The 15,920-nt window shown below is 62.0% G+C and carries 11 protein-coding genes and 1 tRNA gene; 9 read left to right on the forward strand and 3 right to left on the reverse strand.

What is annotated here, in order from left to right; all coding sequences use genetic code 11:
• Positions 1–8 precede the first annotated feature (8 nt).
• Together Mlute_RS04745 and Mlute_RS04750 are read right to left on the reverse strand one after the other, a co-directional pair.
• On the reverse strand, positions 9–779 hold the full coding sequence (locus tag Mlute_RS04745) for an enoyl-CoA hydratase-related protein (protein WP_119359602.1): 771 nt from the start codon (positions 777–779) through the stop codon (positions 9–11).
• A 50-nt stretch (positions 780–829) separates the two neighbouring features.
• The gene (locus Mlute_RS04750; RefSeq protein WP_119359603.1) at positions 830–3,565 is read right to left on the reverse strand and encodes a UvrD-helicase domain-containing protein; all 2,736 of its coding nucleotides are present in this window, start codon (positions 3,563–3,565) and stop codon (positions 830–832) included.
• 74 nt (positions 3,566–3,639) lie between these two features.
• On the opposite strand from Mlute_RS04750, the gene Mlute_RS04755 reads away from it, so the two are divergent.
• The 9 genes from Mlute_RS04755 (at position 3,640) to Mlute_RS04795 (ending at position 15,486) form a co-directional block, all read left to right on the forward strand.
• Complete coding sequence (locus tag Mlute_RS04755) at positions 3,640–4,506, forward strand: aminotransferase class IV (RefSeq protein ID WP_119359604.1); 867 nt, start codon at positions 3,640–3,642, stop codon at positions 4,504–4,506.
• Between the two features lie 770 nt (positions 4,507–5,276).
• Positions 5,277–5,546 (forward strand): hypothetical protein, encoded by a 270-nt coding sequence (locus Mlute_RS04760; RefSeq protein ID WP_119359605.1) that lies wholly within the window; start codon positions 5,277–5,279, stop codon positions 5,544–5,546.
• A gap of 11 nt (positions 5,547–5,557) precedes the next feature.
• On the forward strand, positions 5,558–10,573 hold the full coding sequence (locus Mlute_RS04765; protein ID WP_119359606.1) for a RecQ family ATP-dependent DNA helicase: 5,016 nt from the start codon (positions 5,558–5,560) through the stop codon (positions 10,571–10,573).
• A 226-nt stretch (positions 10,574–10,799) separates the two neighbouring features.
• Positions 10,800–11,543, forward strand: a complete 744-nt coding sequence (locus Mlute_RS04770; RefSeq protein ID WP_245958844.1) for a hypothetical protein — start codon at positions 10,800–10,802, stop codon at positions 11,541–11,543.
• The gene (locus tag Mlute_RS04775) at positions 11,543–11,956 is read left to right on the forward strand and encodes a hypothetical protein (RefSeq protein WP_245958845.1); all 414 of its coding nucleotides are present in this window, start codon (positions 11,543–11,545) and stop codon (positions 11,954–11,956) included. The genes Mlute_RS04770 and Mlute_RS04775 overlap by 1 nt, the downstream gene beginning before the upstream one ends.
• A 133-nt stretch (positions 11,957–12,089) precedes the next feature.
• The gene (locus tag Mlute_RS04780) at positions 12,090–13,625 is read left to right on the forward strand and encodes a transcription antiterminator BglG (protein WP_119359608.1); all 1,536 of its coding nucleotides are present in this window, start codon (positions 12,090–12,092) and stop codon (positions 13,623–13,625) included.
• A gap of 650 nt (positions 13,626–14,275) precedes the next feature.
• Positions 14,276–14,458, forward strand: coding sequence for a hypothetical protein (locus tag Mlute_RS04785; RefSeq protein ID WP_119359609.1), 183 nt, complete (start codon positions 14,276–14,278; stop codon positions 14,456–14,458).
• A gap of 111 nt (positions 14,459–14,569) precedes the next feature.
• Complete coding sequence (locus Mlute_RS04790) at positions 14,570–14,818, forward strand: hypothetical protein (protein ID WP_147371035.1); 249 nt, start codon at positions 14,570–14,572, stop codon at positions 14,816–14,818.
• Positions 14,818–15,486, forward strand: a complete 669-nt coding sequence (locus Mlute_RS04795; protein ID WP_119359611.1) for an ATP-binding protein — start codon at positions 14,818–14,820, stop codon at positions 15,484–15,486. Before Mlute_RS04790 ends, Mlute_RS04795 begins: the two co-directional genes overlap by 1 nt.
• Before the next feature lie 162 nt (positions 15,487–15,648).
• On the opposite strand, the gene Mlute_RS04800 is transcribed toward Mlute_RS04795, so the two are convergent.
• Positions 15,649–15,724: transfer RNA gene (locus Mlute_RS04800), tRNA-Arg, on the reverse strand.
• Between the last annotated feature and the right edge of the window lie 196 nt (positions 15,725–15,920).

The raw sequence follows: 15,920 nt of genomic DNA on the forward strand, positions 1-15,920 counted from the left end.
TTCCCCTCCTAGCGCCCCTTCCAGACCGGCTTGCGCCTTTCCACAAAGGCCTGGGTTCCCTCGGCCTTATCCTCGCTGCCGAAGGCCACCAGGAAGTTGCTGCGCTCCAAGGCCAACCCCGCCTCCAAGCCAACCTCCAGCGCCCGATTCACCGCATCCTTGGCCAGCCTTACCGCCAACGGGGCCCGCTCGGCCACCCCCTGGGCCAGCTCCAGCGCCTCCTCCAGGTAGAGCTCCACCGGCACCACCCGGTTGACCAGCCCACGCCTGTAGGCCTCCCAAGCCGAGAGCACCCGGCCGGCTAGAACCACCTCCATGGCCAGGTACCTGCCCACCTGCCGGGTAAGGCGCTGGGTGCCCCCACCCCCGGGAATGAGGCCCAGGTTGACCTCCGGCTGGGCAAACCGCGCCGTCTCAGAGGCCACAATCAGGTCACAGAGCATGGCCAGCTCGCAACCGCCGCCATAAGCGTAGCCCGAAACCGCGGCCACCAGGGGCTTGCGCACCCGGCGCAAGGTTTCATAGGCATCGGTCCGCTGGCCCCGCAGCAGTTCGGGAAGGCTGGTCCTCTGAAACTCTAGGATGTCCGCCCCGGCAGCGAAAGCCCGCTCGTTTCCGGTGAGAACGATGGCCCCTATGGCCTCGTCCTGCTCAAAGCCCCGCACCGCCTGGGCCAGCTCGTTTAGGGTCGCGGTGTTTAGCGCGTTGAGCTGCTCGGGCCGGTTGAGCCGCACCAGCCCAACCCCCCCATGGGTCTCCACCAGGATGTTTTCAAACATAATCGCAAAGAGTCTACCCCCACGCCTGCCCTATGGGAACCCCATTGGCCCTACCGCCGTATGGGCTCCAGGGCCGCCTCGAGCAAGGCCTTGTCCAGGGTAAGCACCTGCCCAAACCGCAGGTACACCAAGCGTACTTCGGGCTCCAGGCCCCAGGCCTGCCGCACCGCCTCCAGGTAGAGGCCGAGCTGGAAGTGGTAGCGTTCGGGCTGTAGCTCGTGGTCGGTTTTGTAGTCCTCCAGGTACCAGCGCCCCCCCACCCGGTAGAGCCGGTCTATCACCCCCTGCCAGACGGTGGTGCCGATGGGCAGGGCTACCCCAAACTCGGCGTAGTCCTCCTCGCGGGGCCAGGGGAGGGCTTCTCCCAGTAGGGCGTGATACTTAACCAAAAGCTCGCGCACCTCAGCCATGATGGCTTCTCGTTCCCCCGGGTCGTAGGGAAACATCACCTCCTGCGCCTCGAGGTTGGCCATCCCAGCGGGGTGGTTGGGGTCCCAGTTCTGCCCTATGGCGTAGTGCACCAGGGTACCTACAGCCCGGGCCCGGCCTGGAATTTCCTCACCCTCAGCAGGGTCAGGCAACGCCAAGGGCTCGGCCTCCAAGCGCTTGTAAGCCGAAGGGGAGAAAAGGGGTGGAAAGGGCTCGAGGCCAAACCGCAGCTCTGCCCACGGCGAGGCAGCGGGCGGCTTGGGCGAGGCCGGAGGGGGCTCCAGCGCGACCTTCTGGAAGGGCCAGGTCCTCAGATGGAAGACGGGCTTGTTGTAGGGCTTGCTGTTGGTCCCTAGCCCCATTGCCTCCAATACCCCAGCCCAGCCCTCCAGGTTCCGACTTGGATTCACGCTACCGGTGAGCAGCAGAACATCACGGGCCCGCGAGGCCGCCACGTAGAACAGCCGGAGGCTCTCCTCCTCCTCCAACCTTCTGGCCTGAGCCTTGTACCCCTCGAAGGAAGGGGTTTCGGGCAGGGCCAGGCGCTGCACCAACCGATCCCCTTGAAAATCCTGCTTGCACAGGTACAAAGGGGCCTCGCGCCGATCCGGGCCCCGCCCCAGGTCAAAAACCGCCACCAAGGGCCACTCGAGGCCCTTCGCGCGGTGCACCGTCAGCACCTGCACCCCCTCCCCGGACTGGGGCACATCCCCCGCATCGGCTTGACGGGAGAGGTGTTCCAGCCGCTCCAAAAGCCCCTCCAGGCTCACCGGGGGGCGGGGGGCAAAGTAAAAAAGCAGCGCGTCCACGTTCTCCCGGGCGCGGGGCTCCAGGAAGTCCTGGTAGGCCCTCTCCCCCATCAGGGGGGCCCGGATCAAGAACTGCAGCGCTTCCAAGGGAGCCCTCTTCCTGATCTCCTCCCCAATCCGAAGAAGCCGGCGGTGTACCGAAGGAAAGAGCTGGCCTAAGGCCTGTAGGGGGTCGCTGGAGCGCATTACCCCCTCCACCTCCGCTAGGGCAAGGGGCCGCAGCCCGCCCTCCTCAGACTGCCCAAAGGGGCTTCGGAGAAACGCCGCCAAGGACAGGCCCCGCGGATCAAGGGCAGCTTTTAGCGCGTGGTAAAGGTCGCGTACCTCCACCCGCTCGTAGTAGCCCCGCCCCTGCAGCAGCACGTAGGGAACCCCCACAGCCCGAAAGGCTTCCTCGAGGTAAGGGACACTCCCGTAAGCCCGGACCAGCACGGCCATCTGGGAAAAGGGCACCTCGGCCGAAAGGGCCCGCAACCGCTCAGCCAGCACCCAGGCCTCGTAAGCCCGAAGCCTCTCCAGCGCCTCCTCCCCCACCACCCAGTGCACCTCCAGCCGCCCCCCCTCATGGCGCACCCCTTCCACCGGAGGGGCCTCTTCTGGGGTGAAGCCCCGGCCCTCCTCGGCCAGGTGTCGGGTCAGGGAGTTTAGGAAGCGCACCAGAACCTGGCTGTGGCGGTAGGTTTTTCGCAATGGGGGGAGCTGATCGCCCCTCCGCAGGGCCTGGCGAAACACCTCCACATCGGCGTTGCGAAACGCGTAGATGGACTGCTTGGGGTCGCCCACAATCTCAACGGCCAGCCCGGCCTTCTGCAGGGCCTCAAAAAAGGCCCCCTGCAACGGATTCACATCCTGATACTCGTCCACCAAGAGGACCCTTACCCGTTCCCGCACCCGCTTCAAGGCTTCAGGGTGGCGCACCAGCTCTAGGGCTTTCTGCTCGAGTTCCGCCAGCGGCAGAAGCGCCGTTCCCAGCCTGACCCGATAAGCCGCGTAAACGGTTCTATAGACCTCCAAAAACTCCGCGTTGGCCTCCCCCTCGGCGGGCTCAAAGACCTCGGCCAAGGAACGCCGGCTAAAGAGGTAGATCAGCGGTTCTTCCCAGGCCTCCAAGTTGCGCCCGTGGAACCGGTGGGCCGGGTCCTGGGCCAGGTAGCACAGGGTCTTCCACTCCTCCTCAAAAAGGGCTTTGGCTTCCCACTCCCCCAAAACCACAAAGTCCGGGTCAAGGTGCAAAAGGGGCGCGGCCAGCCGAAGGCAGTGGGCCATAAAGCTGTGGATGGTGCTGAGGATGGCCCCAGGTAGCTCGCGCTGGGCCTCCTCAAAAGCCCAGCGGCTTCCGGGCTCAGGCTCGTAGCCCTGGTGGTGGCCGTTTTGCAAGACCTCCACGATGGCCGACCCCACCCGTACCCGCAATTCATCGGCAGCCTTGCGGGTAAAGGTCACACCCGCGATACGGCGCAGGGGCGTACCGGAAGCGATGAGCTCGAGGTAACGACGGACCAGGCTGCTGGTCTTTCCAGTTCCAGCGGAGGCAACGCGGACTTTCACCAATGTAGAGCTTACAAGCCCCATCATGGCTTGGCAAAGCCCGAGAAAGCCGGTATAACAAGCGGTGGAGGGCTGTGAAGTACGCTTACATTAACGGGACCATCCTGGAACACGCCCAGGCTACCCTGCACATCTCCGACCTAGGGCTCCGGCGGGGCTACGCTGTTTTTGAGTTCTTGCGCGTTCTGGAGGGAATCCCGGTCTTCCTAGAGGACCACCTAGACCGCTTTGCCCGCTCGGCAGCGCTCCTAGAGCTAGAACCCCCGCATGGCCCGGAGGAGCTGGCCCGGGTGGTGCTCGAGCTCATAGGCCGCAACCAGATTTCCGAAGGGGGCATCCAGATGCTCCTCACCGGGGGTTACTCGGAGGACGCCTTCACCCCTGGACGGCCCAACCTCATCATCACGCCCATCCCCGTCAATCCACCTCCCCCCCAGCTCTATGAAAAGGGTGGGAAAATCATCCTCCACCAGAACCGGCGCGAGCTGCCCGAGGCCAAGACCACCGACTATTTGGTGGCGGTGCGGCTTGCCAAACGGGCGCGGGCCGAAGGGGCCACCGAAGTGGTCTACCACGATGGCCGCTGGGTGTTCGAGGGAGGCCGCAGCAGCTTGCTGCTGGTCAAAAACGGCGTGCTGGTCACCGCCAAAGAGGAAGTGCTGCCCGGCATTACCCGCAAACACCTCTTGGAAGTGGCCCGCCCTCTACTGCCCATAGAAGAGCGGCCCTTCACCTTAGAGGAGCTCTACTACGCCGACGAGGTCATCCTGACCGGGGCCACCCGGCAGGTTATGCCCATCACCCAAATTGAAGACCGGCCGGTGGGCAACGGCCAGGTAGGGCCCTGGGCCAAGGTCCTGATGGAGGCCTTTCAAAGGCACCTCGGGGCCTACCTAAGCCAGCGCAGGGCCAATGCTGTCCACAAGGCCTCGCCGCACTAGTTTACGGGGCTTTCGCTGCACACCCATGGTGGTTGCGCATCTAAACCCGCCTGACCCAGCCCCACTCGGCGCGAACCCCCTTTGCCCCTTGAAGAAAATATCGAGCTCTGCGGGAAGCGCCGGCTGCCTCAGCAGGCAACCCCCTAGGGGATTTTAGGCACCCCTCTTCGCACAACACGTTGTCTGGCAAGACTGAGCAGATAGGATGCGCCCCCACTGCGTACCAGACAGGCCTAAGGATGCATATGGACACATCTGAAGGCGAAAAGGTAAGGTTTTCCCGCTCGAGGCCCTTTACCTCCGTGGTTCCGGGAAACGCCTCCCACGCTGCCTCGCCCAACCCGCTAAGCGGGGGATAAGCCGGGTGATAAAGCCCACTGCCAGCCTGGCGAGCCAGTAAACCTGGGCTATCGTCTCCCCGGATTGCCCTGAACCACCTGCATCGGCAAGGCTCGAGGCCAGCCCGGATGGCCGGGATAGACATGGAGGTTCACTCAACCCAGAGCAAGGGGCGACGAATCCAGGAGAGGATCTCGTCAAGAGGCCGCCCATTTCCAAAGAAGAACCAGCAGGCTACTGGGAAGTTCCGTATCGGGTAGCCCACACCCCGAACTGTTGCGCGCTGTGGTGGCTCGAGCAGCCACGAGAATGGGCCTTTTTATGGTCTGGATTGAGGGGAAGGACCTGAGAGCGCTGTTTTTACGTCGGCTTGGTTTATTTGCACCAGCGGACGAGTCGTGGGGTGCTAAAAAATTCCAAGGGAGACCAGAATGCCTATCAAGTACAACCCATTCACCCAGCGCTACGAGTACGCTGAGGAAGACCAGGAGCCCGTGTACAACGAGTACGAAGGGAACTATGAGCTTGGCGAGCCAAACGAAATCAGCCACTCTCCCTACACGGGCCGCTACAGCAAGAAGGGTAGTCGACTGGTAGACAAGTGGAATCCCTATACAAGCCGCTACGAGCAGGTGCCGGAGGACTGGGAAATTCAATTCAACCCCTTCACCGGTAAGTACGAGTTCGGGCCCAAGGAATGAGTGAGGGAAGGATGCTTGAAGGTGGACATCTGCCGAGCGCCCTAGGCGACTGGGTGGTCCTGGACCTCGAGGCCACCTCCCCAGACCCAAAGAAGGCCGAGATTCTGGAAATTGCTGCCCAGGACGCAGAGGGTAGGTTCTTTCACCGCTTTGTATCCACCGAGGAGCCGCTCGAGGTCGACCACGAGGCTTTCCGGTTTACTGGCATCGCCTTTGACGAGTACGAGCGGGAGAAAGTGCCGCCGGAGAGGGCCCTCAAGGAACTGCAGAACTTCGTTGGGGGTCGTTTGCTCATCGGTCACAACCTGCTGCGCTACGACCTGCCCCTTTTGAACCGGAGCCTGGAAAAAACCGGCCTTCCTACCTACAGGGGCGCGGCCCTGGACACCTTGCGCCTGGCCCAGCTGGTCTTCCCCACCCCACCCGAAGGGCTTTCCGGTTACCGGCTGGGCGATCTCCACCGATACCTTACCGGTGAGGAGTTAACCAGCGCCCACCGGGCCGGGGCCGACGTGGAGGCTACCTGGAGGGTTTTGGCAGGACTGATGCTGCAAAAATTGCCGGATGGGGTGGCTCGAGCCTGGAAAGAACTGGGTCTTGTGGAGGGCACCCTGTTTCCCAGCACCTCAGGCCAGGCTCAGGTTAAGGATTTGTTGGCCACGCCCGCCCGAGTGGAGAGGGTTTGCTACGAGGGCTGGCCCTTACCCCATCCTTCGGCGCTGGGTGCCGACCTGCTGCCCACCCGCCGGGAAGCCCAGGAGCAGATGTTCCAGGCGGTGGAGGGGGCTTTACGGGAAGGGCAAAAGCTGCTCCTGGAAGCCCCTACCGGCACCGGCAAGACCAAGGGCTACCTCTACCCTGCTTTGCACAGCGGGAAGAGAACCTGGGTGGCCACCCACACTAAGGTGCTCCAGGCCCAAGCTCTGCAGGAGCTTAAGGGGGTGGGCGAGAAGGGCTACGAGGTCAAAGCAGCCCTGGTCAAGAGCCCCCGCGACACCCTCTGCCCCGAGGCTCTCCTCGAGCTCTTCTTGGAAGCCAGGAAGGAAGAGGACGAAGAGCTGCGGGCTACGGTGGGGCTCTTGTTGCACTACGCGGCCCTAGGAGGGCATGACCTCGAGGCCCTCCCTGGCTACTGGCACTATTCCAGAGGCTTCCGTGAGGCGAGGGAGCGAGTAGGCACCAATCCCCTCCGCTGTCGTGCTGACTGCCCCTTTTTTCATAGCTGCGCCTTTCAAAAGCAGCTTGGTCGGCGTAAGGACGCCCAGATTCTGGTAACCAACCAGGCCTACCTCCTGGCCAATTTTTTGCGGCAAGAAAAAGACAAAGAAGAAACCGCAGAGGAAGTCTATCTGGTGCTGGACGAAGCCCATCACCTCGAGGACGTCGCCACCGAAGCCCTCACTTTGGCGCTGGACCATGAGGAGTTCACCCACCGGCTCAACCACCTGGCCCACCCCAGCAAAAACCGCGGTCTTCTCAAGGATGATGAGCGGTTAAAGGACCTCTCGGAGGAAGAGCGGAGCAAGGTCAAGGAGGTGGTAGATCAGCTCCTCCCCAGGTTGCGCGATGCGTTGCAAAACTACTCCCTTTACTTGGTCAAGCTCATCAAAAACCGTGCCTCCGGGGATCCCCGCTACAGCCTGACCCTGGGGCTCAGTGAACGCTGGAAGCAGTTTGAGGAGTGGCCCTACATCAACCGGGAAGAGGGGGTGCTGATTGAAGCGCTAAAGAAGCTAAAGGAGGCACTCAAGGAGATCCGCAATGACCGCCTAGTCCGCGATCTCGAGCCCATCCGAGAGTACCTGCAAGAGGCGCTGGATCTCCTCTTCGAGCGCCGCCGAGCTCTGGGGCTTGCGTCGGAGGAGGCCGACCCCAACCTGCTTCATCTCTCGGAGTGGGATCCCCTAACGGATAGCTGGCGTCACCTGGCCCAGCCCATAGACGTCGCGCAGGCCCTTAAGGAGGGGCTATGGCCCCGCTTTAAGGGCGTCATCCTTACCAGCGCCACCTTGAGCGTGCCTACCGAGAAAGATGCGGAGGGCTTCGGTCATATCAAGCGTCTTTTGGGTCTTGAAGAAGCCAGACACCGGCGGCTGCCCCCCTCCCTTCCCTACGACAAAGCCCACCTGCTGGTGCCGCGCCACCTCCCGGAGGCCCGTGAGAGCACCTTGTCCCGCTTCCAGCGCATGCTTCACGAAGAGCTGAGGGAAATCTTACCCAAAGCCCACCGCAGCCTTTCCCTCTTCACCAGCCTCGTGCGCCTGGAGGACGCCAAGAACGCCCTGAGGGATCACCCTCACCTCCTGGCCCCCCTCACCCGCAAGGAGCGGGAAGACATAGCCAGCCACATCAAGCAGAACCCCGAGGCTCCGGTTGCCGCTTTGGGATCGCGAAGCTATATGGAAGGGGTGGACTTCCCGGCTTTGAAGCTGGTGAACCTGGAACGCATCCCCTTTCCCTTGCCCTCGCTGCTTCTGAGCAGGCGTATGGAGCGGGCCTACGAGCAGGGATTGGATAAGTGGTGGGACTACTACTTACCCAAGGCCGCCCTCTCCTTTGCCCAGGCCTTTGGTCGGTTGATCCGCGACCGGCGTGAGCGGGTAGGGGACGGGGCCTTTGTGCTCTGGGACAAGAAGCTACTCAATGCCGCCTACCAGGAGGCTTTCTATCGCGCCTTGCCGCCGGGCGTTCATCGGCACTTCCCCGAGAATAGGAAGAGCCTTTACGACCGGCTCGCGGAGATTTTGGGAATTGACCGAGCCCAGTTCCCCCAGGGCGAGCTGGAAGACGAAGCCCTGCGCCAGCTCAAGGAGATCCTGCGATCGGACCTCGAGCCTCTGGGAAAAGCCCGCCGCATCGCGGAAAAAGTCTTCGAGCTGGAGGTGGATGAGGAGCGCTGGCGCAAACAGGCCGAGGCCATCCAGGCTGCTTTAGACGGCCAGAACCTGGTGGCCTTGCTGCCCACCGGCCTCGGCAAGAGCCTGGCCTTCCAGATTCCCGCCCTTATGCAGGAGGGCCTGACCTTGGTGATCTCACCCCTGGTAGCCCTGATGAAGGACCAGGCCGACCGCCTCCTGGAACTGGGCTTGCCGGTGGGTGCGGTGCACTCGCTGATGGGATCGGGGGAGCAGAGGAGTGTGCTGGATGAGGTCAGGGCGGGTCGGGTACAGCTTCTTTACGTGAGCCCCGAGCGGGTCAACCGGAGCGGCGACTTGTGGAGGCTGATCCAAGATGAGCACGCCAGGGGCAGGCTCCGGCGGGTGGTCTTTGATGAGGCCCACTGCTTGGTGGAGTGGGGCTTCGACTTCCGACCGGACTACCTCAAAGCCCTGGAGAAGCTGGAGGCCCTGGAGGGGGTCCCCAAGAGCTTCTTCACCGCCACCCTGACCCCGAAGGATCTGGAGCGGTTGAAGAAGGCCGCCAAACTGGAAGCCTTCCAGCGGATCAAGCCCGAGAGCTTCCACCGCCCCAACCTCCGCTTCGTGGTGAGGAAGGCGCAGGGGGAAGTGGGCAAGTTCCAGGTCCTGGCCAAAGCCCTTCATTGGCTCACGGAGTATGGGGAGGGAGGCAGCGCCATCGTTTACACCGCCACCCGCGCCGAGGCCGAGCGGCTGGCCTGGGCCCTGGGCCGCCTTTTCCCCAACCTGGAGGTCGAGGCCTACCATGCTGGGCTGGGCCCGGTTCCCCGCCGTGAGGCCCAGGAGCGCTTCACCTCCGGCGAGACCCGGGTCATGGTGGCCACCACCGCCTTCGGCATGGGCATCGATAAGGCGAACATCCGCCTGGTGGTCCACTGGCGGCCACCGCGCAGCCTGGAGGAGTACATTCAGCAGTCTGGACGCGCGGGGCGGGACGGAAAAGAGGCTTACTGCCTGCTCCTGCATACCAGGTCGGACTGGGGCTTTCTGGAGTGGATGGTGGGGGTGGGCCACGGTGGGCAAGCCTATGGGGAGTTCGCCCGGCGGCTCATCCGCCTCTTGGAGAATAAAGGGACTCTTGTTGGCTACCGCCAAGAGATTTACCGGGAAATCTACGAAGAGCCCGATGAAGGAGAGGTGGAGGAAGACCTGTCCGAGGAGGACGAAGAGGAGGAAGAGGCTGCCGCACCCCCTCGGCGGGAAGTGGGTCTGGAGAATCTCGAGCGCACCCTCTCCGGCCTCGAGCGCGCTGGAATTCTGGAATATGACTTTCCGCTGGGCAAGGCCCTCCTGCTGGAGTCTAGGGACGTCTTAAGAGAGCACCTGACGCAGGAAGCCCTAGCCACGCTTTACAAGGCCGGTTACAAGGGTAGCGAGCGAGGGGACGAGCTGGACTTCTCCCGCATTTCCCCGGGGGAAGCCCTGGAGCTGGATCGGAAGCTTTATCAGCTCTTCCGGGAGCGGAAAATCCACCTCTACCACTACCGAGAGCCCCTGCTCCGCATTCAGGTGGGCGGTCGTCCGAAGGACGGCTACTTTGACTGGCACGAGGAGCAGGAAAAGTTAAGGACTCAGTCCAAGGAGCGCCTTAGCAGGGTGCAGGCTTACGCCGAAAACGGGCGGTGCCGCGCTCAGGTCCTCCTCAAGCACCTGGGGGAGTCCCCAGGTAGCTGCGGGGTCTGTGACATCTGCACCAAGGATGCTGGTCCCTGGGAAGCTTTAGAGGGGCTGGAGACGGAGGAGCTTGAGAGGGCCTACCGTCCCCTGGATACGTTGCTGGCCTTCTTCGCCTGGGCTGAGGAAAACGCCTGGCCAAAGGAAGGGCGGTACATGTACTTGGGTAAGACCAGCACCCTGATGGCCCTTAGGGGCAGGGATAGGGGCCAAAGCGGATCGCTAAGCCGTAAATACACAGACAATCGCTTCTTTGGGCACCTGTCTTTCTTCAAGCCAAAGGAGCTGGAGCGTGCGTTTGATGCCGCGCTCAGGGAGCGGTACCTTGAGGAGAAAGACCGATACGACGGTGTACCGCTCTACGGACTTACCGAGCGGGGCCGCGCTCGCCACGGGCGCAGGCTGAAGCGGGAGGTGGCGGATGTTGGAGCCTGAGGAGACCCTGGAGAAGGTGGTGAGAAAGGCTCTCGGCCTTCCAGCTGAGGCCAAGGGTTCCGTGGCCTCCCTGAAAAAGACTCTGGAGTCCCTTCCCTTAAGCCGCGAGGAACTGCTTGCCGCTCCTGTGAGCGTGGCCAAGCCAGCAGCAGGGGGTTCAACCCAAGAAACGGGTGCTGGTGAGGTGGCTTTGGAGCTTCCATCGGCAGAACTTACCGAGGAGCCGATGGCGCCAGTGGCCGAGGATCAAAGCCTGTTGCGCAGACTGCGGGAGTGCGAAAAGAAGTTTCAGAAAAAGGCCGATGAAGCCGAAAAGCTCAGGATCAGGCTGGAAAGGGAACAAAAGGCCGGGCAGGAAGCCGAGCGCGTCAAGGGAAGGGCCCTGGAGGAAGCGGCGCACTTGCGTAAAGACCTCAAGCGTCTTGGGGAGGAACTCGAGCAGCTCGGAAGGGAGCTCGAAAATCTACGCAAAGAGAATGCCGCTCTGCAGGAAGAAAAAAAGGGGTTGCAAGGGCGGCTTCGGGAGTACGAGGAGCAAGAGGGCGCTCTCGAGGCCAGGGTACGTGAACTGGAAGCCATCCAGGTGCAAAAGGAGCACCTCGAGGCCCAACTCGCCCAGCTCAACCGCTTCAAGGAAGCCCTTCCCGAGCCCTTTCCGCCGGAGGCCCTGTTTCGCGTTTTGGTGCTGGACTACCCCAGCTTCGGAGATAAGGCAGAAGAGCGGGTGATCGCCCTTATCGAGGGATACCAGGCCCTCCTCAAGGGGGAGAACCACCCCGCCCTCTACCACAGCAACCGTGAGCTGCTCCTGGGCGAACCAGAGGGGATGGTGCTTGTGGGGCTGGAGCAGCTACTGCTTGATCTGGCCAACCTTCCCCTTGCGCGTTGGCTGAGAACCCATGCCTTTCGCTTAGAGACCCTGCTTCAGCAAGGAGAGTGCCTTGTTTCGCCCCGATTGGTGGAGGAGTGATGGACTGCAGCGAGATACAGAAGCAGTTTGAGCAGAAATGGTTGGAGGACAAGCGGCGCTGGGAAGAGGAGAAGAGGGAACTGAAAGAACTCCTGGAAAAAAAGGACGAGGAAATCACAAAGCTGAAGAGAGAGCTTACGGAACAGGGGAACCAAATCCGCGAGCAATGCAGGCGTGAGCTAGAAGCCCTGCGAGCTACCCTCGAAGGGATGCGAGAAGCCCATAGTGGGTGTGAACAAACCCTGTTACATACCCAAAACCAGCTGGGGCAAACCCAAAAGCGGCTGGAGGCGCTCTCGCAACCTCCGTTAGGGGAGGGTTTTTTTCGCTACCTGGGAGAGCAAATCAAGCTTTGGGATCAGACCCTGATCGAAGAAGCCTCCCAGTTGCATGGGAACAAGCTAGAGTCCTAGTTCAAAGCGATCTGGGCTGAGCGGGAAGAGACCCTATCCCAGGCTCTCGGCGGCGCAGCGGTGGACTGGCGCCGGGTGCGCACCGGCCTGGTACTGGAGTGGGCCCTTCTGGCCTGGCTGGAGGGGGTGCGGGATGGCTGATCTGTGGCTGCACGCGCTGAACCTGGACAGGGCGGTGGAACAAGGAGGGGTAGCCCAAGCTCGTGTGGCCCAGGAGGATTTCGAGGGGGTAAAGCCCCTCATGCGCCAGGTGTGGCGGGGCGAGCGGTGGGAGAATCTGCTGACACCTATCTGCTCTCAGGATCGGGAGCTGATTCCTGCTCGAGTCCTCCTCGGCTACCTGCGGGGCTATTTCCTCTACCGGGAGGTGCCGGAGAACGACCAGGCCTTCTGGCCAAATTTCTTGAAAGACCTGGGGATCGAGGGACGCCAGCTCCCCACGCCAGGTGAGTACGACCGCCTTTGGGAAGCTTTGCAGGGGCACCTCGAGACCAGACCTCACCTCAGGACGCACCAGGGCGGCAAGCGGGATTTCATCGGCAGCCTGGACGCGATCTTCCACTTCAAAGCCCTGCGCCTCAAGGCGCTCAAGGATTCCTTCCTGACCTTTTATCAGACCGGGGAGCTTCCCGTGGCGGCCCATCCCTACGAGCGGGTGTTCCGCAGGCTCCGGGAAGCAATGGAAGTTCTGCTGGAGGAAGATGACCAGGCGCCGGATTTATGCAATGAAGGAGCGGTGCTTGAGTTCCTCGAGCAAAGCGGCATCTACCTAGGGGAGCCCAACCCCGTGCGGCTGCTCTTCAACCGCTCCGGCCAGGCCCTGGAAGACCTTTATCGGAAGCTTAAGGGAGAGAAGTCGCCCTCCAGGAGCACCGGCGCCCGTTTCCGACACAAGCAGGTGAGGATCGAATGCCTGAAATCCTCTCCGGGGCTTGAGGAGATCCGGCCCGCGCTCAGCCGAGAGCCGATACTGGAGGGTTGGAAGGTTTACGGTAAGGTAACGTTGGAAGACGGGCGCTTCAAGCGCTTTTCCTGGGTACCGCGGCTTACGCCAGAGGGAGAGCCCATTCCCGAGGAGCTCGAGGTTTCCTTTGAGGAAGGGGAAGCTATACGATTCCGCCTGCATCACAAAGCTTTTGCCGTGCGCTTCTCCCACTCGCCGTGGAGGTTTGACGAGCCCCTGGAAGTGCGCCCTATCGGGTTTGACCTGGTTCAACATCCCCTACGCTTCCTACTTGCTTCCAAAGGAGAAGCGAAGCATTCTCCGGAGGAACTCGCATCAGAGGTTACAGAGGCCTCTATACCCGAAGATGAAGTTGTCGTTGAGATCAGGGTCGATGGTCGGGGAGACGAATGGCGGAGGATAGCGGTCTTGCCCGTAGAGGTGAGGCCACGCCTAGAGCATTGGGCGTCGCCTAAAGGGGTTTTTGTCCGCACCCACCCCCCGGGCCTCGAGGTGCGGGCTCGAGTCTTCTTTGGGGAGCGCCTCGTCAAAGAGGAAACCCTAACCACCGAACCCGAGGGCCGTTTGGTGGCGCAGGCAGCACAGGTGCCTTTGCGAATCGAGGTGTGCCTGTTTACCGAAACCCGGTCTTTTACCCTGGCGCCGGTGGGGTGGCCTGAGAGATGGTGGCGGCAGGGCTTGGGCCTGGGTGGTTCGTTGGTCTGAGCGATGGCCGGTTTTGAGGGCTTTGGGATCCGTGGAATTCTCAGACGCCGTGGTGGCAGGGTCAAACTCCGCAGCGGGTTGAGCCGCACTACGTGGGTAAGCCTTCACCCTTTTCCAAGAGGCCCTGCTCTAAGCCCAGGGGTGGAGTTACCGCTACTGGAGAAGGTGGAAGAGCACCTGGCGAAGTGAGATCGCGGTGAAACCGATGTGGGCCTGTGGGCACAATGCCTCCCCTGCCAGAGGCAAGGAAGTTGCCCTGCTACTGCCTAAATCAAGGCAAAGCGGACCTCAAGGCGGGCCTACCCAGCCTCGAGGAAGCGAAGCGTCACCTCCGCGTCCAGAGGGAGGGGCTTGACCAGCAGCACCAGGGCGCTCAATCCAATCTCGGGGAGAAAGCCCCCTGCCCTTCAGGCTTTTCCACCAGCCCCCGGCCCTTCATAGCCCTGCTGCATCAAATAAGTCCAGCCCCAGCCGATCACCCTTTGCCTCCACATTTGACATCCTCAAGAAGCGGCCCGAGCGGTGGGACGACTGGCCCGGGCACGACCGAACCCGGTTGCTGGAACACTACACGGATCCCTGGGCTTTCCTGCAGAAGCAGGCCCAGGTGGGCCGGATAGCCTGGCCCAAACGCTGGGAGGTTGACGCGAATGTCGCGTGAGCTGTTTCCGCTGGCTGTGCTGGCTGGGGGCCTCTACCTGGGTTTGGGGCGGCTCAAAAACCTGCGCGACGGCCAGGGCTGCCCCAAGTGCGAAAGCCTGCAAGCCCTGGTGGCTTTCGGCCTGGCCGCATGGGCGGGGTGGGAGCTGTGGCAAGCCTATGGCCAGAAATAACAAACAGATTCGCAAAAGAATAGCGGGGATAGCAGATCAAGTATCCATCCACCAAAACAAAATCAAGCAAGAAATGAAAAAAGCCTTTCCCGATCTCAAACTTGTGGCAAAATGGAAAAGGGAGATTCGCACATGGCAACAAGAGCTGGCCCGGCTGAAAAAACGACTGAAGGGTTGATGGATATTCCGCCGGCCTATTGGGAAGAGCTGTTGGAAGAGATGGAAACTTTCAAAGCCCTTTACCGCAAAGCTAAAACCCTTCCCCCAGAAAAGCGCGAGAAGGTACAACAAGCGCTGCTGACCAGCCTGATTCACCTTTTAGGGCACTTGCGGGTAATTTACGATGAAGCCGAAGTCTGATGGCCGGTAGACAAACCTTCCGCATCCTCATCGTGGGCAAGTCGGGTTCGGGGAAGAGCACCCTGGCCCGACAAATCATCCGCCGCATGGAGGGGCGCTACCGCCACCTGGTCATCGTCAACCGCAAGCGCGAGTTCGCCGAGCTGGCCGAGGGGCGCTACACCGTGCGCGAGGACGGCGACCCCACCCCCGCCCTGCGGCAACATCGCCGGGTGATCTTCCAGGTCACCGGCTACGACCCCCGGCCCTTCCTAGACAACCTGGGCCAGGCCATCATGGGTTTGCGGGATGTGCTCTTGGTGGTGGATGAGGCCCACCACTTCTTCCCCCGGGGCCAGACCCCCAAGGGTCTTTTCGAGGTGCTGACCGGGGGCCGTGAATATGGACACTCGGCCATCTTCATCACCCAGATGCTCCAGGGGGCCACGGGAGGCATCGAGCCCGGCGTGCGCCGCCAAGCCAGCCACCTAATCACCTTTCGGGTTACCGAGCCCCGCGAGGTGCAGGCGGTAGCTGATATGTTCCCCGAGCTGGGGGAAGGGGTGCGGGCCCTGGCCCGGCCCGAGGAGGGCCTGCCGCCGGAGTACGGCATCAAAGACTTAGACCGGGATGTTGCCGGGGTGGTCAAACGGGCCCAGCAAGGCCGGGTGTTCGTGCGGCTGGGTTAGCCGTCTGGCTTGGCCTTGATTTTCTGCCAAAAGCCTTTCAGCCTGAGCGCAGGAGGCATATGGCAGAAAATACGCAAGCCAACGACATGCGTAAGCTGGCCAGCGCCACGAACCCGCTGCAGGTGGTGCAGAATCGGTTTCGTAGTTTTTCCGTCCTAGTGCTGGCGCGCCCGGGAGGATTCGAACCCCCGACCTACCGCTTAGAAGGCGGCTGCTCTATCCGCTGAGCTACGGGCGCAGGGGCCTAAAGAGGCCAGCGATAGTTTAGCAGACTTAGAGCACCAGGAAAGCCCAGCCCCCACAAAACCAGGCTTTTATCACGACCCTCGAATTAGCTTGAGCAGGGGGTGAGGATTAGCCGAGAACCTCCCGACCGAGCGCAACACGGGCCACTTTTTGAGATGCAATAAGTACATCAGTCCCGCCGCCCCCTT

This window comes from Meiothermus luteus (assembly GCF_003574085.1).
Classification (GTDB): domain Bacteria; phylum Deinococcota; class Deinococci; order Deinococcales; family Thermaceae; genus Meiothermus; species Meiothermus luteus.